General features: G+C 65.7%; 19 protein-coding genes. 8 read left to right on the top strand and 11 right to left on the bottom strand.

Going from position 1 to position 21,768, the window contains the following annotated elements; genetic code table 11:
• Nucleotides 1-119: 119 nt before the first annotated feature.
• The gene (gltB, locus tag QA642_RS05740; RefSeq protein WP_283083792.1) at nt 120-4,853 is read right to left on the bottom strand and encodes a glutamate synthase large subunit; all 4,734 of its coding nucleotides are present in this window, start codon (nt 4,851-4,853) and stop codon (nt 120-122) included.
• A gap of 490 nt (nt 4,854-5,343) precedes the next feature.
• Here gltB and QA642_RS05735 point away from each other — a divergent pair, with 490 nt between their 5' ends.
• On the top strand, nt 5,344-6,090 hold the full coding sequence (locus tag QA642_RS05735; RefSeq protein WP_283083791.1) for a hypothetical protein: 747 nt from the start codon (nt 5,344-5,346) through the stop codon (nt 6,088-6,090).
• 239 nt (nt 6,091-6,329) lie between these two features.
• Here the strand turns inward: QA642_RS05735 and QA642_RS05730 are convergent, their stop codons facing one another.
• Together QA642_RS05730 and QA642_RS05725 are read right to left on the bottom strand one after the other, a co-directional pair.
• Entirely contained in the window at nt 6,330-7,100 is a 771-nt protein-coding gene (locus QA642_RS05730; RefSeq protein WP_283086809.1) for an alpha/beta hydrolase, read from the bottom strand.
• 148 nt (nt 7,101-7,248) lie between these two features.
• Nucleotides 7,249-7,710 (bottom strand): Hsp20 family protein, encoded by a 462-nt coding sequence (locus tag QA642_RS05725; protein ID WP_283083790.1) that lies wholly within the window; start codon nt 7,708-7,710, stop codon nt 7,249-7,251.
• A gap of 222 nt (nt 7,711-7,932) precedes the next feature.
• Here QA642_RS05725 and QA642_RS05720 point away from each other — a divergent pair, with 222 nt between their 5' ends.
• Nucleotides 7,933-8,880 (top strand): alpha/beta hydrolase, encoded by a 948-nt coding sequence (locus tag QA642_RS05720; RefSeq protein WP_283083789.1) that lies wholly within the window; start codon nt 7,933-7,935, stop codon nt 8,878-8,880.
• Nucleotides 8,881-8,913: 33 nt separating this feature from the next.
• Here the strand turns inward: QA642_RS05720 and QA642_RS05715 are convergent, their stop codons facing one another.
• The gene (locus QA642_RS05715; protein ID WP_283083788.1) at nt 8,914-9,465 is read right to left on the bottom strand and encodes a carboxymuconolactone decarboxylase family protein; all 552 of its coding nucleotides are present in this window, start codon (nt 9,463-9,465) and stop codon (nt 8,914-8,916) included.
• Between the two features lie 72 nt (nt 9,466-9,537).
• On the opposite strand from QA642_RS05715, the gene QA642_RS05710 reads away from it, so the two are divergent.
• The gene (locus QA642_RS05710) at nt 9,538-9,864 is read left to right on the top strand and encodes a winged helix-turn-helix transcriptional regulator (RefSeq protein ID WP_283083787.1); all 327 of its coding nucleotides are present in this window, start codon (nt 9,538-9,540) and stop codon (nt 9,862-9,864) included.
• 272 nt (nt 9,865-10,136) lie between these two features.
• Here the strand turns inward: QA642_RS05710 and QA642_RS05705 are convergent, their stop codons facing one another.
• The 4 genes from QA642_RS05705 to hemH all read right to left on the bottom strand — a co-directional run bounded on the left by QA642_RS05705 (nt 10,137) and on the right by hemH (nt 13,910).
• Nucleotides 10,137-10,580, bottom strand: coding sequence for an NfeD family protein (locus tag QA642_RS05705; RefSeq protein WP_283083786.1), 444 nt, complete (start codon nt 10,578-10,580; stop codon nt 10,137-10,139).
• Between the two features lie 79 nt (nt 10,581-10,659).
• Complete coding sequence (locus tag QA642_RS05700; protein ID WP_283083785.1) at nt 10,660-11,655, bottom strand: SPFH domain-containing protein; 996 nt, start codon at nt 11,653-11,655, stop codon at nt 10,660-10,662.
• A gap of 237 nt (nt 11,656-11,892) precedes the next feature.
• The gene (locus QA642_RS05695; protein WP_349253867.1) at nt 11,893-12,861 is read right to left on the bottom strand and encodes an ABC transporter substrate-binding protein; all 969 of its coding nucleotides are present in this window, start codon (nt 12,859-12,861) and stop codon (nt 11,893-11,895) included.
• Between the two features lie 11 nt (nt 12,862-12,872).
• The gene (gene hemH / locus QA642_RS05690; RefSeq protein ID WP_283083783.1) at nt 12,873-13,910 is read right to left on the bottom strand and encodes a ferrochelatase; all 1,038 of its coding nucleotides are present in this window, start codon (nt 13,908-13,910) and stop codon (nt 12,873-12,875) included.
• 82 nt (nt 13,911-13,992) lie between these two features.
• On the opposite strand from hemH, the gene QA642_RS05685 reads away from it, so the two are divergent.
• Nucleotides 13,993-14,391, top strand: coding sequence for an MAPEG family protein (locus QA642_RS05685; RefSeq protein ID WP_283083782.1), 399 nt, complete (start codon nt 13,993-13,995; stop codon nt 14,389-14,391).
• A 32-nt stretch (nt 14,392-14,423) separates the two neighbouring features.
• Here QA642_RS05685 and QA642_RS05680 read toward each other — a convergent pair whose 3' ends face one another.
• The 3 genes from QA642_RS05680 to QA642_RS05670 are packed head-to-tail and all read right to left on the bottom strand — an operon-like array spanning nt 14,424 to nt 18,255.
• Complete coding sequence (locus QA642_RS05680) at nt 14,424-15,545, bottom strand: nickel/cobalt transporter (RefSeq protein WP_283083781.1); 1,122 nt, start codon at nt 15,543-15,545, stop codon at nt 14,424-14,426.
• Nucleotides 15,536-16,174, bottom strand: a complete 639-nt coding sequence (locus QA642_RS05675; RefSeq protein ID WP_283083780.1) for a DUF1007 family protein — start codon at nt 16,172-16,174, stop codon at nt 15,536-15,538. The genes QA642_RS05680 and QA642_RS05675 overlap by 10 nt, the downstream gene beginning before the upstream one ends.
• A complete protein-coding gene (locus tag QA642_RS05670) occupies nt 16,174-18,255 on the bottom strand; it encodes a M3 family metallopeptidase (RefSeq protein ID WP_283083779.1) in 2,082 nt (693 codons plus the stop codon). The genes QA642_RS05675 and QA642_RS05670 overlap by 1 nt, the downstream gene beginning before the upstream one ends.
• Nucleotides 18,256-18,392: 137 nt before the next feature.
• On the opposite strand from QA642_RS05670, the gene QA642_RS05665 reads away from it, so the two are divergent.
• The 4 genes from QA642_RS05665 to QA642_RS05650 all read left to right on the top strand — a co-directional run bounded on the left by QA642_RS05665 (nt 18,393) and on the right by QA642_RS05650 (nt 21,720).
• Nucleotides 18,393-18,647: a hypothetical protein gene (locus QA642_RS05665; RefSeq protein ID WP_283083778.1), complete on the top strand. Its 255-nt coding sequence runs from the start codon at nt 18,393-18,395 to the stop codon at nt 18,645-18,647.
• Between the two features lie 671 nt (nt 18,648-19,318).
• A complete protein-coding gene (locus QA642_RS05660; RefSeq protein WP_283083777.1) occupies nt 19,319-20,461 on the top strand; it encodes a type III PLP-dependent enzyme in 1,143 nt (380 codons plus the stop codon).
• 131 nt (nt 20,462-20,592) lie between these two features.
• Nucleotides 20,593-21,180, top strand: coding sequence for an N-acetyltransferase (locus tag QA642_RS05655; RefSeq protein ID WP_283083776.1), 588 nt, complete (start codon nt 20,593-20,595; stop codon nt 21,178-21,180).
• 150 nt (nt 21,181-21,330) lie between these two features.
• Nucleotides 21,331-21,720: a RidA family protein gene (locus tag QA642_RS05650; protein WP_283083775.1), complete on the top strand. Its 390-nt coding sequence runs from the start codon at nt 21,331-21,333 to the stop codon at nt 21,718-21,720.
• The last annotated feature ends 48 nt before the right edge of the window (nt 21,721-21,768 follow it).

Genomic DNA, 21,768 nt, shown 5'->3' with positions numbered 1-21,768 from the left:
TAGTTTTCTTTCCGTCGTTCCGGGATGCGCGCGCGGCGCGCAGACCCGGAACCTGGAGGTTATCTTTGCGAGATTCCGGGTTCGCGCATCGCGCGCCCCGGAATGACGCGAGGTGAGAATTACGCCCCGATCGCGATTTTCGGCTCGGCGTCCGCATTGGCGGCCATCTCGCGCAGTGCGCGCCGGTATTCGACCGGCATCACCTTGCGGAATTTGGGCAGCCAGTCCTTCCAATTGGCAAGGATCTCGGCGGCGCGCCTGGAGCCGGTCGCCTTCGCATGGCGCGTGATCAGGACGTGCAGGCGCTCGACGTCGGAGTCGAGCAGGTTCTTGAACACGTCGACCCGGCCATGCGCCTCGAGGTCACCGGAGTGGTTGTAGGTGCCGGCGTTGATCAGCTCTTCCGACAAAACCGGCTCGAGCTCGACCATGCTGAGGTTGCACAGCTTGTCGAAATCGCCGGCCTCGTCCAGCACATAGGCGATGCCGCCCGACATGCCGGCCGCGAAATTGCGCCCAGTCTTGCCGAGCACGACCACGATGCCGCCGGTCATGTATTCGCAGCAATGATCGCCCGCGCCCTCGACCACCGCGACAGCGCCCGAGTTGCGCACGGCGAAGCGCTCGCCGGCGATGCCGCGGAAGTAGCACTCGCCCGCGATCGCGCCGTACATCACGGTGTTGCCGACGATGATGCTCTCTTCCGGCACGATGCCGCCGTTGCGCGGCGGCTTGACGATGATCTTGCCGCCCGACAGGCCCTTGCCGACATAGTCGTTGGCTTCGCCCTCGAGCCCGAAGGTGACGCCGTGCGCGAGCCAGGCGCCGAAGGCCTGGCCGGCAGTGCCCTTGAGGCCGACATGGATGGTGTCGTGCGGAAGACCGGCATGGCCGTAGATCTTGGCGACCGCGCCCGACAGCATGGCGCCGGCGGAACGGTTGGTGCTGTTGATCGTGGCCTCGATCTTCACCGGCGCGCCGCGGTCGAGCGCGGGCTGCGCGTTCTCGATCAGCGTGCGGTCGAGCACCGCCTCCAGATGATGGTTCTGGCGCTCGGAGTGATAGATCTTCTGGCCCTTCTCTTCCTTCTGCTTGACGAACAGTTTTGAGAAATCGAGGCCCTTGGCCTTCCAGTGCGCGACCAGCCTGGTCTGGTCGAGCAGCTGAACCTGGCCGACCATCTCGTTGAAGGTGCGGAAGCCGAGCGAAGCCATGATCTCGCGGACTTCCTCCGCGACGAAGAAGAAGTAGTTGATCACGTGCTCGGGCTGGCCGGTGAAGCGCTTGCGCAGGACGGGGTCCTGGGTGGCGACGCCGACCGGGCAGGTGTTGAGATGGCACTTGCGCATCATGATGCAGCCGGCCGCGATCAGCGGCGCGGTGGCGAAGCCGAACTCGTCGGCACCGAGCAGCGCGCCGATCACGACGTCACGCCCCGTGCGGAAGCCGCCGTCGACCTGGACCACGATGCGGCTGCGCAGCCGCTCGCGCACCAGGGTCTGGTGGGTTTCGGCAAGGCCGATCTCCCAGGGCGAGCCGGCATGCTTGATCGAGGTCAGCGGCGAAGCGCCCGTGCCGCCCTCGAAACCGGCGATGGTGACATGGTCGGCGCGCGCCTTGGCAACGCCCGCGGCCACCGTGCCGACGCCGATTTCGGAGACGAGCTTGACCGAGACGTCTCCCGTCGGGTTGACGTTCTTGAGGTCGTAGATGAGCTGCGCCAGATCCTCGATCGAGTAGATGTCGTGGTGCGGCGGCGGCGAGATCAGGCCGACGCCCGGCGTCGAGTGCCGGACCTTGGCGATGGTCGCGTCGACCTTGTGGCCGGGCAGCTGGCCGCCCTCGCCGGGCTTGGCACCCTGCGCCATCTTGATCTGCATCATGTCGGAGTTGACGAGATACTCCGTGGTGACGCCGAAGCGGCCCGAGGCGACCTGCTTGATCGCCGAGCGCATGGAATCGCCGTTTGGCATCGGCTTGAAGCGGTCGGCTTCCTCGCCGCCTTCACCGGTGTTCGACTTGCCGCCGATCCGGTTCATGGCGATCGCCAGTGTCGTATGCGCCTCGCGCGAGATCGAGCCGAAGCTCATCGCACCCGTGGCGAAGCGCTTGACGATGTCCTTGGCGGGCTCGACCTGGTCGAGCGCTACAGGCTTGCGCTTCTCTTCGTCCGCGTTCTTGATCCGGAACAGGCCGCGCAGCGTCAGCAGGCGCTCCGACTGCTCGTTGAGGATTTTTGCGAAGGCGCGGTAGCGCTCCTGCGAGTTGCCGCGCGCGGCGTGCTGGAGCAGCGACACCGATTCGGCGGTCCAGGCGTGGTCCTCGCCGCGGCTGCGATAGGCATATTCGCCGCCGACATCGAGTGAGGTCTTGTAGACCTGCGCCTCGCCGAACGCGTCGGCATGGCGGCGCACGGCCTCTTCGGCGATCTCGGCAAGGCCGACGCCCTCGACGCGGGTATGCGTGCCCGCAAAGAACTTCGACACGAAGTCCGCCTTGAGGCCGACCGCGTCGAAGATCTGCGCGCCGCAATAGGACTGGTAGGTCGAGATGCCCATCTTGGACATGACCTTGAGCAGGCCCTTGCCGATCGACTTGATGTAGCGCTTGACGATCTCGTAGTCGTCGAGCGAGCCGGGCAGGCGATCCTTCATCGCGATGATGGTCTCGAACGCGAGGTAGGGATTGATCGCTTCGGCGCCGTAACCCGCGAGGCAGGCGAAGTGATGGACTTCGCGCGGCTCGCCCGATTCGACGACGAGGCCGACCGAGGTGCGCAGTCCGACGCGGATCAGATGATGATGCACGGCGGCGCAGGCCAGCAGCGCCGGAATCGGCACGCGGTCGGTGCCGACCATGCGGTCGGACAGGATGATGATGTTGACGCCCTCACGCACCGCGCTCTCCGCGCGCGCGCAGAGCTCGTCCAGCACCTGGTCCATGCCGGCCGCGCCGAGACCGGCGTGGAAGGTGGTGTCCAGCGTGCGCGACTTGAAGTGGGATTCGGCGACGTCGGAGATCGAGCGGATCTTTTCCAGATCTGCATCGGTCAGGATCGGCTGGCGCACTTCGAGGCGCTTGGTCGTGGCCATGCCCTGGAGGTCGAACAGGTTCGGCCGCGGCCCGATGATCGAGACGAGGCTCATCACCAGCTCCTCGCGGATCGGGTCGATCGGCGGGTTGGTGACCTGCGCGAAGTTCTGCTTGAAGTAGGTGAACAGCGGCTTGGCCTTGTCCGACAGCGCCGAGATCGGCGTGTCGTTGCCCATCGAGCCGGCTGCCTCCTCGCCCGTGGCCGCCATCGGCGTCATCAGGATGCTGATGTCTTCCTGGCTGTAGCCGAACGCCTGCTGGCGATCCAAAAGCGACAGGTTGGAGCGCACGCCGGTGGTCGGCACCTTCGGCAGCTCTTCCAGCACGATCTGGGTCCGCTCCAGCCACTCCTTGTAGGGATGGCTCCTGGAGAGCTCGGCCTTGATCTCGTCGTCCGGGATCAGGCGGCCCTGCTCGAGGTCGACCAGCAGCATCTTGCCGGGCTGCAGGCGCCACTTGGTGATGATCTGGTCCTCGGGGATCGTCAGCACGCCCATCTCCGACGCCATGACGATGCGGTCGTCCTTGGTGACGAGATAGCGCGCCGGCCGCAGGCCGTTGCGGTCGAGCGTGGCGCCGATCTGGCGGCCGTCGGTGAAGGCGATCGCGGCGGGGCCGTCCCACGGCTCCATCAGCGCGGCATGATATTCGTAGAAGGCGCGGCGCTTCTCATCCATCAAGGGATTGCCGGCCCACGCCTCCGGAATCATCATCATCACGGCGTGCGGCAGCGAGTAGCCGCCCTGCACCAGGAATTCGAGCGCGTTGTCGAAGCAGGCAGTGTCCGACTGGCCTTCGTAGGAGATCGGCCAGAGCCGGTTGATGTCCTTGCCGTAGAGCTCGGAGCTCACCGAAGCCTGGCGCGCCGCCATCCAGTTGGTGTTGCCGCGCAGCGTGTTGATCTCGCCGTTATGCGCGATCATGCGGTAGGGATGCGCCAGCGACCACGCCGGGAAGGTGTTGGTCGAGAAGCGCTGATGCACCAGCGCGAGCGCGCTCTCAAAATCCTTCTCGTGCAGATCGGGATAGTACTTGCCGAGCTGGTCGGCGAGGAACATGCCCTTGTAGATCACGGTGCGGCAGGACATCGAGCAGGGATAGTAGCCCGCAAGGCCGCGGTCGCGGCGCTGGTAGATCGCCTGCGAGATCGACTTGCGCAGGATGTAGAGCCGGCGCTCGAACTCGTCCTCGGTCTTGGCAACCCCGTTGCGGCCGATGAACACCTGCATGCAAGCGGGCTCGGTCGGCTTCACGGTGACGCCGAGCGAGGAATTGTCGGTCGGCACGTCGCGCCAGCCGAGCAGGGTCAGGCCCTCTTCCTTGATCTGGTCGGCGATGATGCTCTTGATGACGTTGCGCCAGGCGGTGTCGCGCGGCATGAACAGCGCGCCGATGGCGTATTCGCCGGGATTGGGCAGCGCGAAGCCGAGCTCCTTCGCCTTGCGGCTGAAGAAGGCGTGCGGGATCTGCACCAGAATGCCGGCACCGTCGCCGGCGCGCGGGTCGGCGCCGACCGCGCCGCGATGCTCGAGATTGCAGAGGATGCTGAGCGCGTCCGAGACGATCTCGTGCGACTTCTTGCCCTTGATGTTGGCGATGAAGCCGACGCCGCAGCTGTCCTTCTCCAGGCTCGGATCGTAGAGGCCTTCAGCGGCCGGACGGGAGTTGTGCTCCTGAATCGGATCGGCCGGTTTCGAGGCGACCGTCGCCGACAGCTGTTCTGCCACGATGTTTGCGCGCTCGAATTGCGACCCGTTCATTGTTCCTGTCCTCTCCGTGCGGCAAGCTGTCTCACCGCCATCTTCGGCGCACCTTGGGCGTTCCGCGGCACCCGCCTCTGGGTCACCGCTCGTCCGCTGCGAGCCGCATTTTCTTAAATTCAGGCCAAGGCGTTCTTCGTCCCCGAGAACGGCTTTTCCTGTTGCCTTATGGTGCTCGGAAGCACCGACTTTCGTTGCAATCCCTGTGCCGGAACCGCAAGCAAAATTGAGACAGTCTTCCTGTCCTAACCATCACCTTGCCAAATTTTTGTCTAGCACACAAGCGCGTGGAAGTCCCGATTCCCGATAAGTCAATCAATCGCTTTCCGAAAGTTGCGCAGCCCCGGTTTTGAAGCAAACGCGCCCTGATCCGGCCCAAGCGGCGCCGAAATCGCAAATGAAGCTTCGGATCGGCCCTTCGGAAGGCACGCCACGCCGCAAGAAGCGAAAGAGCGCGAGCATCCGGGGCCCTGACAGGAGCGTGTCGACCATGAAGTTTTTCACAGGATGTGTGGCCGCCGCCGCGCTGGCGATGGCTGCGACCGGGGCGCAAGCGCAGGTTCCGGCGAACGGAAGCGGCGGCGGAACCATGATCGCCGTGTCGGATTTCGACGGGCCCTATGCCCCGCCGGACGCCGCACCGCCAATGCCGCCGCGTTACGGCTATGGCTACGGCTATGAGGAGCGCGGTCCGGCCCCGGCCCTGCTGCCGCCCACCGAGGTTTACGCCGTGCTGCGGGAGAACGGCTTCTCGCCGCTCGGCATCCCGCGCCTGCGCGGCAGCGTCTACACCATCGCGGTGATCGACCGCCGCGGCGATGACGGCCGGCTCGTGATCGACGCCCGCGACGGCAGGATCATCCGCTTCATGCCGGCCGCCGATGCCTACGGCATGGCGCCTTCGTATGATGAGCCCGCGGTTGCACCTTACCGTCCGCAAAGTGCGCTGCCGCCGCCGACCATGGTCCGCGGTGGCCCGCCGCGCCCGCCTGCCCCGATCCCGCATGTCGCCAGCCGCACCGTGCCGCTCCCCAAGGCCGCCCCGCAGCGCGCCGAGGCGCCGGCGGCAGCCGCCAAGCCAGCTGAGCAGACACCACAGCAGGCCCAGCCCGCGCAGCAGACGGTGGCCGTGCAGGCCAAGCCCGCCGAAGCGGCCACACCCACCGTCGGTCAGGCCAAGCCAGCTCCGACCATCCTGCCGACACAGGAGATGCCGGCCGCGCAGGGACTGGATTAGCGCTGCGCGTTTGATGCGATGGGATGACCACACAAACGGTGTCGTCCCTGCGAACGCAGGGACCCATACCGCGTGATTGATCGGTGCGGATGAAGAGCGAGTCCCGAACTCCGAATCATCGCCAAACTGCTCCCTGGGGTTATGGGTCCCTGCGTTCGCAGGGACGACGGCGGGGAGATAGTGGAGCAAAACAAAAGGCGCCTGAGATTGCAGGCGCCTTTTGCATTCACGCAATCACCTCAGCTCCGCGGATACCCTGCAGCTTCCAGAATCAAATTCGCCACGTCCTTCGGATGCGACACCAGCGAGAGGTGGCCGGCGTCGAGCTCGATCGTGGTGGCGTTCATGCGCTTGGCGAGGAAGCGCTCGAGATCGGGATTGATGGTGTAGTCGTTCTTCGACACCGCGTACCAGCTCGGCTTGGAGCGCCACGCGGCTTCCGTGGTGCGCCCGGCGAAGATCGAGGCGGCCGTCGGCCATTGCACGGCGTAGAGCTCCCTCGCCTGCTCCGGCTTCACGCCATTGGCGAAATACTTCAGGAAGGACTCTTCCGACAGCTTGGTGTAGCCGTCGCGCTCGACGATCCCCGCGCGCACGGGGCCGGTCGGGAATTGCTTCGAGAGCGCGACGAAATCCTCGTTCGCATCAGGCGCGCGGGCGGCGACATAGACGAGGCCGGTGACCTTCGGGTCGGTGCCGACCTGGCTGATCACGGTGCCGCCCCAGGAATGCGCAACCAGCACGGTCGGTCCGTCCTGCTCGGCGAGCTCGCGCTTGGTCGCCTCGACGGAGTCCGCAAGCGACGACAGCGGGTTCTGCACGGCGGTGACATGCAGGCCGGCGGCCTGGAGGATCGGGATCACTTCCGACCAGCTCGAGCCGTCGGCCCAGGCGCCGTGCACCAGCACGACGTTCTTGGCCTTCACGGTTTGCGGCGTCTGCGCGTGAGCGAGGCTGAGCGGGGCCGCCAACAGGCTCGCGGCGACGAAAAGGCTGCGCCAAAGTGACATGATCATCTTCCGTCTCGTTAGGGTGCGATGCCCAAAGGACGGAGCGTGAGGCCGTGGCGTTACGGTCCTCACCGTTCTGTGACGCGAGGCAAAATGAAAAAACGCCCCGGGGCACCGGGGCGTTTTCGCAACCTGGAGGTCGCTTGTCTTAGGCGGCGGCCGAGTTCTCGATCACCTGCGCCTTCGGCGTTGCGGCGTTGATCGCGATCTGGCGCGGCTTCTTGGCTTCGGGAATCTCGCGCACGAGATCGACGTGAAGCAGCCCGTTCTCGAGCGAGGCGTCCTTCACCTGCACGAAGTCGGCAAGCTGGAAGGCGCGCTCGAAGGCCCGCGCCGCGATGCCGCGATAGAGCACCTCGGACTTGCTGTTCTCGTTGGCGACTTTCTCGCCCTTGATCGTCAGCGTGTTTTCCTTCGCGACGATGGAGAGCTCATCCTTGGAGAAGCCCGAGACCGCGACGGTGATGCGGTAGGCGTTCTCGCCGGTACGCTCGATGTTGTAGGGGGGATAACCGGGGCTGCCGTCCGAACCGGCCTGGTCGAGCAGGTTGAAGAGGCGGTCGAAGCCGACGGTGGAACGATAAAACGGGGTGAGGTCGTAGGTACGCATGGTTCAAGTCCTCCATTGAGCGACTGTTCAGGTAACCCGCCCGCCAATCGGGCCGGGCTTTAGTCTGTGTGCAGCCTGATGTTCCGGTTCCGAAACACTGGTAGCGGCCTGCACGAAGGTGATATGGGTGAGTCCAGACGGCGTTCAAGAGGGCGGCATTGGCCCCTTTTCGGCGCTCCCGCCCCTTGATTTGCAGCACCTGGTGCCCACGCACGCCCCATCATGACGCTGGTCTCGATTCCGTCCAACCCCGTTCCCGAAGACGTCGTCAGCGGCACCATCAAGACGTCCGACGGCGTCGAGCTGCGCTTTGCGCGCTGGGCGCCGCCGGCGAACCGCAAGGGCACGGTCTGCGTCTTCACCGGGCGCAGCGAGCAGATCGAGAAATATTTCGAGACCGTGCGCGACCTGCGCGACCGCGGCTTTGCGGTGGCGATGATCGACTGGCGCGGTCAGGGCCATTCCGCGCGCCGCCTGCGCGATCCGCGCAAGGGCTATGTGCGCGATTTCGCCGATTTCGAAATCGACGTCGAGGCCTTCGTGCAGCAGGTGGTGCTGCCGGACTGTCCGCCGCCGTTCTTCGCGCTCGCCCACTCCATGGGCGGCACCGTGCTGCTGCGGGTGGCGCATGCGGGCAAGCGCTGGTTCGACCGCATGGTGCTGTCGGCGCCGATGATCGACCTGCCCGGCCGCACCACCTCGTTTCCGGTGCGCGCGCTGCTCAAGACGATGCGCCTGCTCGGGCAGGGCGGCCGTTACGTCCCCGGCGGCAGCGACCGCCTCACCGGGCTCGATCCCTTCATCAACAATCCCGTGACCAGCGATCCCGTGCGCTATGCGCGCAATGCCGCGATCCTGGAGGAGGACCCGACGCTGGGGCTGGCCTCGCCGACGGTCGCCTGGGCCGACACTGCGTTCGGCGCGATGCAGACCTTCAAGGGCATGAACTACCCCTCCGAGATCCGCCAGCCGATCCTGATGCTGGCGGCCTCCAACGACACCGTGGTCTCGACCGCGGCGATCGAGGAGTTCGCCTATCACTTACGCGCCGGCTCGCATCTCGTGATCGCCGGGGCCAAGCACGAGATCCTGCAGGAGCAGGACCGCTACCGCTCGCAGTTCTGGGCCGCCTTCGACGCCTTCGTGCCGGGCACGCCGCTGTTCGGGTGAGCCAACTTCCCCCGGCTTTACGGGAGAGAACGTTTATTGCGGAAACCGCGCCGCCTTCTCCTCGAGCGGCAGCTTCAGGCCGTTCGCCAGATAGGACACTGTGCGGTAGAAGCCGCACAGCAGCATGATCTCGAGGATCTGCGCCGTATCGTAATGCGCCGAGAGCGCGGCGAATTCGTCGTCACTCAAGGTCGCGCGGTGATGCAGCGCATCGACCGCCGCGATCAGCGCCTGCTCGGCCGGCGACCAGCACAGCGAGGCCGCATCGCCTTGGACGGTGGCGCGAATCTCGTCCTCGGTGAGCCGCGCCGGGCCGGCAAAGATCGCGACGTGCACGCCCCATTCATATTCGCATCGGGTCAGCGCGCAGGTGCGATCGATCACGATCTCGCGCTGGCGCAGGGAGAGTGGACCCGGATCAAGAAGCCCGCCGGCGCGGAACTTGTCCCAGGCGCGGGCGTGGCCCGCCATCACCCGGAACAGCAGCAGCGGCGGCGCCCCGCGCATGATGCGATCGAACTGCGCCTGGATCTGCGGGGGATAAGGCGCCTCCAGCGGAGCGATGCGCGGTGTGGCCTGGGACATCGGCCGTCTCCCTTGCTACATTTATCGTAGCAATACGCTACACTTTCTGTAGCATCGCGCAAGAGGGATGTGATGGCAAGACAGGCCGACTCCAAGGCACGCAGCGTCCGCGGCTCGCGCACCGGGCGGCCGATCATGGCCTTGCTCGATCTGCTCGGGCGGCGCTGGACCTTACGGATCCTCTGGGAATTGCGCGACGCCCCCCTCACCTCACGCAGCTTGCGCACGGCCTGCGACGAGGCGTCGCCCACGGTGCTGCAGGCGCGCCTGACGGAGCTGCGCGAGGCCGGTTTCGTGGAGCTGGGCGAAGGCGGCGGTTACGGGCTGACACCGCTCGGGCGAGACCTGTGCGAGACCTTCATGCCGCTGCACCGGTTTGCGGAGCGGTGGAAGAGGTAAGAGTTCTCGCTTTCCCTCTCCTGGAGGGGCAGGGCAAATGCATGTGAATTTCACGAGGATTGTCTGCGGGCTTGCTCCGCCTCTCCCGCTTGCGGGAGAGGCCGACGCGCTCGCAGAGCGCGGCGGGTGAGGGTTCTTTCCTCTTGGGGATTGTCCCGTTGTGGAGACACCCTCTCCCCAACCCTCTCCCGCAAGCGGGAGAGGGAGCCCAGTGCCGATGCCGCATCGTGCAAGCCGCATGCGATAGCCCCGCCTGGAGGGGGTAAGAGCGGCTACGCCGCCGCGACCGTCAAATTCGCGCCATCCACCTGCACCACCTTCACGCGCGTTCCCGCCGGCGTGTCGGGGCCGGCGACGCGCCACACGGTGTCGCCGATGCGGACCGTGCCGGAGCCGTCGATGATCGGCTTCTCCAGCGTGAACTCACGGCCGAGCAGCGCCTCGGTGCGCCTGTTGAGGAAGGGGCTGGCGCTGGCGTCCAGCTTCGGGCGGGCGAGGCGCCGCCACACCGGCACGGCCGCTGCCGCGAAGATCGCGAACATCACGAGCTGGATCTGCCAGGACATCACGACGACGAACGAGACCAGGCCTACCAGCAAGGCCGCAAGCCCGAGCCAGAACAGGAATACGCCCGGCGCGATCGTCTCCAGCGCCATCAGGATGAAGCCGAAGATCAGCCAATTCCAGGTGCCGAGCGATGCGAACATGTCGGTCATGACACGACCTCGTCATATTGGCGCATGCCCTCATCGGAAAACCGGTACCCACTTTTCCTGGGCATGCGCGCAAATCCCGTTACTGCGGCACGGCCGGCGGCGTCGGACCCGACGACGGCACCGAGCCGCCGCGACGGGCCGCGGCCGCAGCCGATGCGGCACTCTCCCCGAACGTCGCCTTGGCGATCTCGCCGATGCCGGCCAGCGAACCGAGCATGCTGGTCGCTTCCATCGGCAGCATGATGATCTTCTGGTTCGGCGCATCCGCGAACTGGCCGAACGCCTTGATATATTTGTCGGCGATAAAGTAGTTCAGCGCCGCGACGTCACCCTTGGCGATGGCCTCGCTGACCATTTGCGTCGCCTTGGCCTCGGCCTCCGCGGACCGCTCACGCGCCTCGGCGTCGCGGAAGGCGGCTTCCTTGCGGCCTTCGGCCTGAAGAATCTGGCCCTGCTTGGCACCCTCGGCGCGCAAAATCTCGGACTGGCGCTGGCCTTCGGCGGCGAGGATGTCGGCGCGCTTGACGCGCTCGGCCTTCATCTGCCGGCCCATGGCTTCGACGAGGTCGGCCGGCGGCACGATGTCCTTGATCTCGATCCGGTTGACCTTGACGCCCCAGGGCGAGACCGCGGCATCAACCACACGCAACAGGCGCTCGTTGATCTCGTCGCGATGCGAGAGCACCTGGTCGAGGTCCATCGAGCCCATCACCGAGCGGATGTTGGTCATGGTCAGAACCGTGATCGCCTGGTTGAGGTTGGCGACCTCGTAGCTCGCCTTCGCGGCGTCGAACACCTGGTAGAAGGCGACTCCGTCCACCGTCACGGTGGCGTTGTCCTTGGTGATGACCTCCTGCTCGGGGATGTCGATCACCTGCTCCATCATGTTGATCTTGCGCCCGACGCGATCGAAATAGGGCACGATCAGGTTGAGCCCGGGGCTGAGCGTCTGCGTGTATTTGCCGAACCGCTCGATGGTCCAGTCATAGCCCTGCGGCACCGTCTTCACGCCGGCCAGCAGCGTGGCGATGACGAGCAACACCAGAACAATCGCGAAAATGTCGAAACCGCTCATATTTCCTCCAAGGCGGGAAAAGGCCCTTCCCGCGCCGTCATTGGTCGGGAGCGCGACCCTGCCGGTTCAGCGGTCGCGATTCACGTCGGTATCGGCCCGATTCTGCACAAGACGGAGAGGGAGGGAATGGTCACGATATGTATTTGCAACGGGATCTTGAAAGCGCGCAGGCGCAGACCTAGCAACGAGAATTAACGAATCCGGCAAGGCGTCCGTTCGACGCCTCCATTCGATCACCTATTCGATGACGTCGTTCGCGAGTGCGATGAGGCCCGGGGCAAGCGTGACGCCGATCGCCCTCGCGGTCCTAAGGTTGATCGCGAGCTCGAACTTGGTGGGGTTCTGAACCGGGAGGTCGGCCGCCTGCGCGCCCTTGAGGATGCGGTCGATGTAGGACGCGGCGCGCCGCAACTGTTCGGCGCTATCAGTGCTGTAGGACATCAGCCCGCCTTCGTCGACGAAGGTGCGGCTCCAGAACACCGCCGGCAGGTGCGCTTCGCTGATCGCCGCCAGGAGCTGCACCCGATTGGCCATGGTGAAGAAATCGGGCAGCACCAGCAGGCCGCCCTCCTTGCGCGCCGCCAGCGCCGCGATCGCGGCGGCGTCATGAACCGGCGCGGCCTCGACTGTCACGTGCAGGGTCCGTGCCGCCTCCTCGACCGTGCGCAGCATCAGGGGTGCGAACGGCGCGGTGGCGGGATTGTAGACGACGAAGACGCGGGACACCCTTGGCGTGACCTGAGTCAGCATCTCCAGCCATTTGCCGGCCAGCGGACCGTCGTAATCGGTGAAGCCGGTGATGTTGCCGCCGGGATGAGCGAGATTTTTGACAAAGCCCTGGCTGACGGGATCGGTGACGACGGCGAACACGATCGGGATCGTCGTGGTGCGCTGGCGCAGCTCCTCCACCGAGGGCGTGCCGAGCGCGAGCAGGACGTCGGGCTTGAGCGCGATCAGCTCGTCGGCAAGCTGGGCGATACGCGCGCGATCGCCGGCGCCGCTGCGCCAGTCGACCTTCAGATTGTCCTGCTCCTTCCAACCATGGGTGGCGAGCGCCTCGGCCAGTCGTGCCTGGCCGATCACCTCATCGCCCGCAATGACCGAAAGCACGCCGAGCCGGCGCGTTGCGTTCGGCTGCTGCGCCAGCACCGCGGTCGGCAGCGCGGCCGTCATCCCGAGAAGCGCCAGGCAGTCGCGGCGATTCACGGGGCGAACCATCAGATCCAGCCCTGAAGCTCACGCAGCACCAGGGTGCGGATCACGTCCATCCCGGGCTCACTGTCGTTGAGGCAGGGGATCGCGGAAAACTCTTCACCGCCATTGTGCCTGAAGATCTCGGCGTTCTCCTGCGCGATCTCCTCCAGCGTCTCGAGGCAGTCGGCGGAAAAGCCCGGCGTCACCACCGCGATGCGGCGCACGCCTTCTTTCGCCAGCCGCTCCATGGTCTTGTCGGTGTAGGGCTGCAGCCACTCGTCATTACCGAAGCGCGACTGGAAGGTCAGCAGCAGCTTTGTTTCGTCCATGCCGAGCCGACGGCGCAGCGCCTCGGTCGTGGCGATGCAGTGGCCCTGATAGGGATCGCCCTTGTCGACATAGGATTTCGGCATGCCGTGGAAGGAGGCGACGATCAACTCGGGCTTGAAGGACAGCGTCGCCAGTTGCGTCTCGATCGAGGTCGCGAGCGCCTCGATATAGGCCGCGTCCTCATAATACGGCGGCGTCACCCGCAGCGTCGGCTGGTTGCGAAGCTGCGCGAGCACGCGAAACACCTCGTCGCAGACGGTTGCCGAGGTCGAGGCGGAATATTGCGGATAGAGCGGCACGGCGAGGATGCGCTCGCAGCCTTTGGCGATCAGTGCATCGATGCCCGCCTGGATCGACGGATTGCCATAGCGCATCGCCCAGTCCACGACGACATGCGCGCGGTCCGACAGCGCGGCCGCGAGCTTGTCGGCTTGCGAGCGCGTGATGGTCTTCAGCGGCGATTCGTTGCGCTCGTTGTTCCAGATCTTCCGGTAGTCGAGCGCCTTGGTGCGCGGGCGCCTGCGCAGGATGATGCCGTTCAGCACCAGCTTCCAGATCAGGCCCTGGTCCTCGATGACGCGGGCGTCCGAGAGGAACTCCTTGAGGTAGACCCGCACGCCCGGCGCATCGGCCGTATCGGGTGTGCCGAGATTGACCAGGAGCACGCCGACCCGCGGGCGGCCGGACTGCACGGCCGCCTTCGCGGTCTCGATGGGGACAACGTTCGTCATGGCCGTTTGCGTCGCGCGTTGCCCCGAACTTGTCAAGATGAGGCGGGTTTCGCTAGGGTCGCACCCAAGCGGGGGAGGAAAGATGACGCTCGCAGAATGGTGCGTATTCGGGGCGCTGCTGCTGTATCTGTCGACGATCGTCTCGATCAAATGGATCAGGTTTCGCGGCTTCGACAATTCACGGCCGCGCGATCCCGCCTTCTATGAGGACGCCCTCGCGCAGCGTGCGCTCGGCGCCCATCAGAACGGCATCGAGACCTTCCCGTTCTTCGCCTTCGCCGTCCTGCTCGCCGAATTCCGGGATGCGCCGCAGCGCCTGATCGACGAGCTCGCGGTGCTGTTCCTGATCGTGCGGATCGCCTATGTGCTGACCTATCTCGGCAACCGCCCGACGCTGCGCTCGATCCTGTGGAGCATCGGCTTTGCGATCAATCTCGGGATCTTCTTCATGCCGGCGTTGATGAAGTTTTTGCCGGTGTGACTCTTACCCTCCCCTGGAGGGGGAAGAGGAGCTCAGAAACACGTCGTCCGCTCGGCCGCGATGTAGCCGAACAACAGCCCCGCACCGAACAGCAGCACGACGGCAGCCGCCGCGAATTCGATGCCGCGCATGAACAGCGCGCCGCCGCCGTCGCGGCCGGCGCTGAGGCGCTGCGCGATGTCCTTGGCGGAGACGGCGACGACCGCGATGGCCGCGACCGTGATCGCGGTGCCGAGCCCCATCAGGAAGGTCGCGGCGATGCCGGCCCAGAACAGGCCCTGCGCCAGCGCGAACACCAGCACCAGGATCGCCCCCGAGCAGGGTCGGATGCCGACGGTCAGGATCGCCGCAAAGCCACGCCGCCAGCCCCCGGGGCCGGCGAGCTCGCTCGGCGTCGGGCCGTGGGAATGGCCGCAATGCTCGTCGTGGACGTGGTCATGCCCGTGATGGTCATGGGCCTGGGCGTGATCGTGGTGATGGTGATCATGATGACCATGCGCATCATGATGATGGTGATGGTCGTGATCATGATGCTCATGCGGCACGCCGGCGATGGCCGGCACGGGCTGGGCCGCCGGGAGCGTGCGGATGAAGGTGCGGCCCTTGACCCAGACGAGGCGCAGGCCGAACAGCGCGATCAGGGCGTAGCTCGCGATCTCGATCGCGCCCTCCGCCTTGCACATGGTCTTGGCGGTCGCGTTCAGGATCCAGGCCGAGATGCCGACGATCAGGATCGCGACCAGCGACTGCATCAGCGCCGAGGCGAACGACAGCGCGATGCCGCGCCGGGCGGTCTCGCGGTTGGCGACCAGATAGGAGGCGATCACCGCCTTGCCATGGCCGGGGCCGGCGGCATGGAAGATGCCATAGGCGAACGAGATGAAGAGCAGCGTCCAGACCGCCGAGCCGTCGGATTTGGCGGCGCGGATGGTCGACGACATCTGACGATAGAATTCCGACTGCTTTGCCAGCAGCCAGCCGACGATGCCGCTGGCCTCGGGCTCGGCCGCCTGTGCCGGGCGCGGCGCGCCAAAGGGGTTTTGCGCGAGGAGATCGTGGAGCGCAGCATCAGCCACGCCGAGCACGACGACGACCGCAGCGCAGGCGAGAAGGCCGCGTGCAAGCGGGGACTGAAGGCGACCGGTCAAGGGCAATCCACCGTGATCTTGTTGGCGAACATCATGCCGAAATTGGTGTTCTCACCGTTCAGGAAGGTCTGCTCATTGAGCTTCTGGGCAGTGGCCGAGCCGTCGCTGGGACGGTCCAGCTTCATCTGGCAGCCGGCGGGCGCGCCGACCAGCTTGACCGGATTGTCCTTGGCCATCTGGAAGTCGATGAAGAAGGAGCGGTCGAACACTTCGAGCACCAATTGCTTCGGCTTGACCGGGTTCTTCAGCGGCAGCGTGAAGTGCAGGGTCAGCACCGTGTCCTTGTGGTCGAGGAAATAGTCGACCGGCTCCTGGAATCGCTCCTTCTTGCCGTCGGCCTTGGCGAAGGTGAAATAGGCATATTCCTTCAGCGACTCGACATTGGTCTGCGCCAGCGGCCCGAGCTCCTCGCGCGTATAGGCGCCCTTGGTCTTGCTCTCGAGCCCCTGCACCGCATAGGCCGAGAACATCTCGTCAAAGGTCCAGGCATGGCGGACGCCGGTGATGCTGCCGTCGGCGGCGTAGAGCAGTTCGCTAGTCGCGGTAATCCAGACATGCGGATGCGCGCTCGCCGCCCCCGCCGCCAGCATCATGCCAGCGGCGAGCAGCATTCCAAACAGGACGCGCATGCGCATCAGGCCGCCTTTGCGTCGTCGAGCAGGCCGCGGCGGCGCAGCAGTGCGTCGGGCTCGGGCGGGCGGCCGCGGAAGGCCTCGTAGGCCGTTTCCGGATCGACCGATCCGCCTGAGGAGTAGATGTCGTCGTGCAGGCGCTTTGCCACTGCCGGGTCGAAGATGTTGCCGGCCTCCTCGAACGCGCCGAAGGCGTCGGCATCCATTACCTCCGACCACATGTAGCTGTAATAGCCGGAGGCATAATGGTCGCCGGAGAAGATGTGGCCGAACTGGGTCGGGCGGTGGCGCAGCGAGATCTCCTCGGGCATGCCGATCTTCTCCAGCTCCTTCTTCTCGAAGGCGCGGACATCCTGCGCGGCGGCGGCCGGCTGGGTGTGGAATTCGAGATCGACCAGCGCCGAGGAGACGAACTCGACCGTGGCAAAGCCCTGGTTGAACTTTCGCGCAGCGAGGAACCGCTGGAGCAGGTCGTCGGGCAGCGGCTCGCCGGTCTGGTAGTGGCGGGCGAACTGCTGCAGCACCTCGGGCCGTTCCTGCCAATGCTCGTAGAGCTGCGAGGGCAGCTCGACGAAGTCGGTGAACACGGAGGTGCCCGACAGCGACGGGTAGGTCACGTTGGAGAGCATGCCGTGCAGGCCGTGGCCGAACTCGTGGAACAGGGTGCGGGCGTCGTCCGGCGACAGCAGCGAGGGCTCGCCGCCTGCTCCCTTCGCGAAGTTGCAGACATTGATGACCAGCGGCGCGATGTCGCCGTCGAGCTTCTGCTGGTCGCGCAGCGAGGTCATCCAGGCGCCGGACCGCTTCGACGGCCGGGCATAGTAGTCGCCGTAGAACAGCGCCTTGTGCTTGCCATCGGGGCCTTTCACCTCCCAGACCCGGACGTCGGGGTGCCAGGTGGGAACGTCCTTGCGCTCCTCGAAGGTGATGCCGAACAGCCGCGTGGCGCAGTCGAAGGCGGCGGCGACCATATGGTCGAGCGTCAGATACGGCTTGATCGCGGAATCGTCGAAATTGGCGCGTTGGAGGCGCAGCTTCTCGGCATAGAAGCGCCAGTCCCAGGGCGCGAGCTTGAAATTGCCGCCCTCTTCCGTGATCAGCGCCTGCATCTCGTCGCGGTCGGCGAGCGCCCGCGCGCGGGCCGGCTTCCAGACCCGCTCCAGGAGCCCGCGCACCGCGTCCGGCGTCTTGGCCATGGAATCCTCCAGCCGGTAGGCGGCGAAGGTGGGATAGCCCAGCAGCTTGGCACTCTCCTCCCGCAGCTTGAGGATCTCGACGATGGTGTCGTTGTTGTCGTTGGCATTGCCGTTGTCGCCGCGCGCGGTGAAGGCCTTGTAGACCTTCTCGCGAAGGTCACGCCGCGCCGAGCTCTTCAGGAACGGCTCGGTCGAGGAGCGCGACAGCGTCACGATGGCCTTGCCTTCCATGCCGCGCTCTTCTGCCGCAGCCGTGGCAGCGGCGACAAAACTCTCCGGCAGGCCCTGGCGATCGGCCTCGGCGAGCTCCATGAACCATTCCTGCTCGTCGCCGAGCAGATGATGGCTGAAACTGGTGCCGAGCTGGGCGAGCTTCTCGTTGATCTCCGCCATCCGCGTCTTGGCCTCCTCGGAGAGGCCGGCGCCAGAGCGGTGGAAGCGGGTGTAGGTGCGTTCCAGGAGGCGGAGCTGCTCGGGCGAAAGACCAAGGCCAGCGCGGTTCTCGTGCAGATGGGCGATGCGTCCAAACAGCACGGCGTTCATCATGATCGGATTCCAGTGCCGCGCCATCCGCAAGGAGACCTCCTTGTCGATCTCCAGGATGGCCGGATTGGAATGCGCCGAGACGAGGTCGTAGAACACCGCCGCGACCTTGCTCAGCAGCTTGCCCGAGCGCTCCAGCGCCGTGATGGTGTTGGCGAAGTCGGGCGCGGCCGGATCATTGGTGATCGCCGCGATCTCGGCGGAGTGATCGGCGAAGGCCTGCTCGAAGGCGGGGAGGAAGTGCTCCGGCTTTATCTCGTCGAAGGGCGGGGTCGCGAACGGCGTCACCCAGGCCTTCAGCAGCGGGTTGATCTCGGTGTCCGGATTTTGGCGGGGTTCTGACATCACAAGTCCCGATTTTCGTGGCTCGATTGCTGCGTCAGCTATAGCACGCGATGGGGCTTTTTTGGGCCATTTGCCCTTGCTCCCGGCCGGCTTTTCGGGGAGATTGCGGCCCTCGAAGCCTTGGGATCCCAGAGTTCATGAACGCGCCTTCCTCGTCCTCCCGCCAGATCGTCTGGCCGAGCGTCATCACCGTCGTCAGCGCCGCGATCCTGATCGGCGCGGAGGTGTTCGGCGCGGCCTTTGCCGGTGGCTGGGCGCTCGCGATCCTGTTCGGTCTCGGCGACCAGGGTACGCACATCCTTCAGGCCGTGCTGTTCGCACTCGGCGTGCTCGTGATGACCGCGTTCATCCGCGCAGCTCAGCGCGTCGAGCCCTTCACCAAGCGCGGCTGACGCGCACACGCGCGTGAGCAACACGCGCGCGACACAAAAACTTAACGCACGTTCATCTTCCGCGTCGCTCGCGCAACACTGCGCAAGCAGATGTTAGGCAATTCTGTCCGCAGCCTAAAAAAATTCTTGCGAACCAGAGTCAAAACGCTTATGTGCGGACTTGCCCAATTTCGCACGTGCCTGTGGTCGTGTGTCAGTCGGTAGGTATCCGGACAAGAGGCCGGACAGCCGCCAAGGGGTGAAGAAGCCGAGGGGCTCTTCGGAAGTGCGGAAGTCGAAGACTGAGAAGTCGAACGACCAAAGCAAACCCGGAGCCCAGCATCTCTCTCAAGAGATGCCTTGTCGAAGGTGACTTCACTTTTTGCAACCGTGACTGGCAGCCGGAGGCGAACCGGCGCACCCCGCTCTCAACGGGGGACGCGACTTAAAGCAACGACGGATCGGGCTTTTTTGGTCTCTACCGGCAGTCCAACGCCGGCGCGGGCTACTGAAAAGGCTTGTCCTTCATTGCCAGGTGAGCGGGCGGGAAACTCTCCCAACCAATCCACGGCAGCACAGTCTGGTTTGAGTTTTTTGGCCTCGACGCGCCTCCATCGCGCGATGTGGCCGAAGCACTCTTATCCGACGTCACGTTGATGCGGATCCCGTCGCTGGGACCGTTGGAGAGTGCCATGACCGAACGTATCCAGGAATTCCTGCGCAACCGCCGCAAGGAAGGTCTCGACACCGAGCCGTGCCTCGTCGTCGACCTCGAGGTCGTGCGCGACAATTACCAGAGCTTCGCCAAGGCGCTGCCCGACAGCCGCGTGTTCTACGCCGTCAAGGCGAACCCGGCGCCGGAAGTGCTGTCGCTGCTCGCCTCCATGGGCTCCTGCTTCGACACCGCGACGGTCGCCGAGATCGAGATGGCGCTGGCCGCTGGTGCGACGCCCGACCGCATCTCCTTCGGCAACACGATCAAGAAGGAGCGCGACATCGCGCGCGCCTTCGCGCTCGGCATTCGCCTGTTCGCGGTGGACTGCGCCGCCGAAGTCGAGAAGGTCGCCCGTGCCGCTCCCGGCGCGAAGGTGTTCTGCCGCATCCTCTATGACTGCGCCGGCGCCGAGTGGCCGCTGTCGCGCAAGTTCGGCTGCGACCCGGAGATGGCCGTGGACGTGCTCGACGTCGCCAAGCGCCTCGGTCTGGAGCCGTGCGGCATCTCCTTCCATGTCGGCTCGCAGCAGCGCAAGGTGAAGGCGTGGGACCGCGCGCTGGCGATGGCCTCGCAGGTGTTCCGAGACTGCGCCGAGCGCGGCATCAACCTGTCCATGGTCAACATGGGCGGCGGCTTCCCGACCAAGTACCTGAAGGACGTGCCTCCGGTCGTGACCTACGGCCGCTCGATCTTCCGCGCGCTGCGCAAGCACTTCGGCAACCAGATTCCGGAGACCATCATCGAGCCGGGCCGCGGCATGGTGGGCAACGCCGGCATCATCGAGTCCGAGGTCGTGCTCATCTCGAAGAAGAGCGACGAGGACGAGGTGCGCTGGGTGTACCTGGACATCGGCAAGTTCGGCGGTCTCGCCGAGACCATGGACGAGTCGATCCGTTACGCCATCCGCACCCCGCATGACGGCGCGGACATGACCCCGTGCGTGCTCGCAGGTCCCACCTGCGACAGCGCCGACGTGCTGTACGAGAAGAACCCGTATCCGCTTCCGGTCACGCTCGAGATCGGCGACAAGCTGCTGATCGAAGGCACCGGGGCCTATACGTCGACCTACTCGGCGGTGGCGTTCAACGGCATCCCGCCGCTCAAGACGTACCATATCTAAGCAGCCTCTCTTCTGAGGCCTGACGAACCCGGGAGCCGGCTTGCCGGCTCCTCCCTGACATCTTCGATTTCTGACGACGTCTTGGACCGGCGTGCTGCACGCGCGTCGGCTCAAGCGGGGACTGACGCGCCATGACTGCTCCTCGGAAGCCACAAGTCGCCCTCACTTCGAAAGCCGCTCCGTTCGCGATCCGTGCGGAACGTGCTGCCGACGTCGCGATGCGTGAAGCGTTGCTCGATGCGTGCTTTGGCGAGAACCGCCATGGCCGCACCTGCCAGCGCCTCCGCGACGGGCGCGCACCTGCCGCAGGCCTTGCCCTGTCGGCCGTGCGCGAGGGGACGCTCGTGGGAACCGTGCGGTTGTGGCACGTCAGCGCCGGAGGCAGGCCCGCCCTGGTCCTTGGACCGCTGGCGGTGGACCCTGCCTTCCGCGAGCTCGGGATCGGCGCCGCGCTGATGCATCAAGCGCTGGCCGCCGCCCGGGCGCGCGGGCATGAAGCCGTGATCCTGCTCGGCGATGCCCCCTATTACGCCCGCTTCGGCTTCTCGGCGGAGAAGATCGGCGCGCTGGCGCTGCCCGGCCCGTTCGAGCGCGACCGCCTGCTGGCGATCGAGTTCGCCGGCGGCGCGCTCGATGGCGCCGAAGGGATGATCGTCCCGACCGGCGCGGCCCTGCCCAAACGGAGGGCGGTTCGCGCCCTCCACGCCCACGCGGCCTAAGGGATCGCTTTCATAGCGAAGACCGAAGCCGCAGCATCCTGCGGCAACGCCCGGCCGCGCCTGCGCCGATCCTAAGCCCTTTGGGGTTGCGCAGGCGCCGGAAACGCCTTTTAACCCCGCGAAACACCCCTTTCAGTCGAGGTCCAAAACATGTCCCGTCGCCTGATCTCCACCGGCTCCCCGCTCGAGAAGACCGTCGGCTACAGCCGCGCCGTGATCGACGGCGATTTCGCCTTCGTCGCGGGAACCACCGGCTACGATTACACGACGATGACGATGCCGGCCGATGTCACGAGCCAGTCACGCAACTGCTTCAAGACCATCGAAGCCGCCCTGAAGGAGGGCGGATTCGAGATGGCCGATATCGTCCGTGCGACCTACTACGTCACCGACGCGAGCTACATCGACGCCCACTTCGCCGTCTGCGGCGAGGTCCTCGGCGACATCAGGCCGGCGGCGACGTTGCTGGTCGTCACCGCCCTCGCCAAGCCCGAGATGAAGGTCGAAATCGAAGTCACCGCCAAGCGCCGCAGCATCTGACAAGCGCCGCAGCGCCTGATCCACCCCCTCACCTTTTGTCCGCTAGCA

Origin of the sequence: Bradyrhizobium sp. CB2312 (assembly GCF_029714425.1) — a bacterium.
Classification (GTDB): domain Bacteria; phylum Pseudomonadota; class Alphaproteobacteria; order Rhizobiales; family Xanthobacteraceae; genus Bradyrhizobium.
Note: the sequence above shows the minus strand (reverse complement) of the source record. Positions and strands in the feature narration are given on the sequence as shown.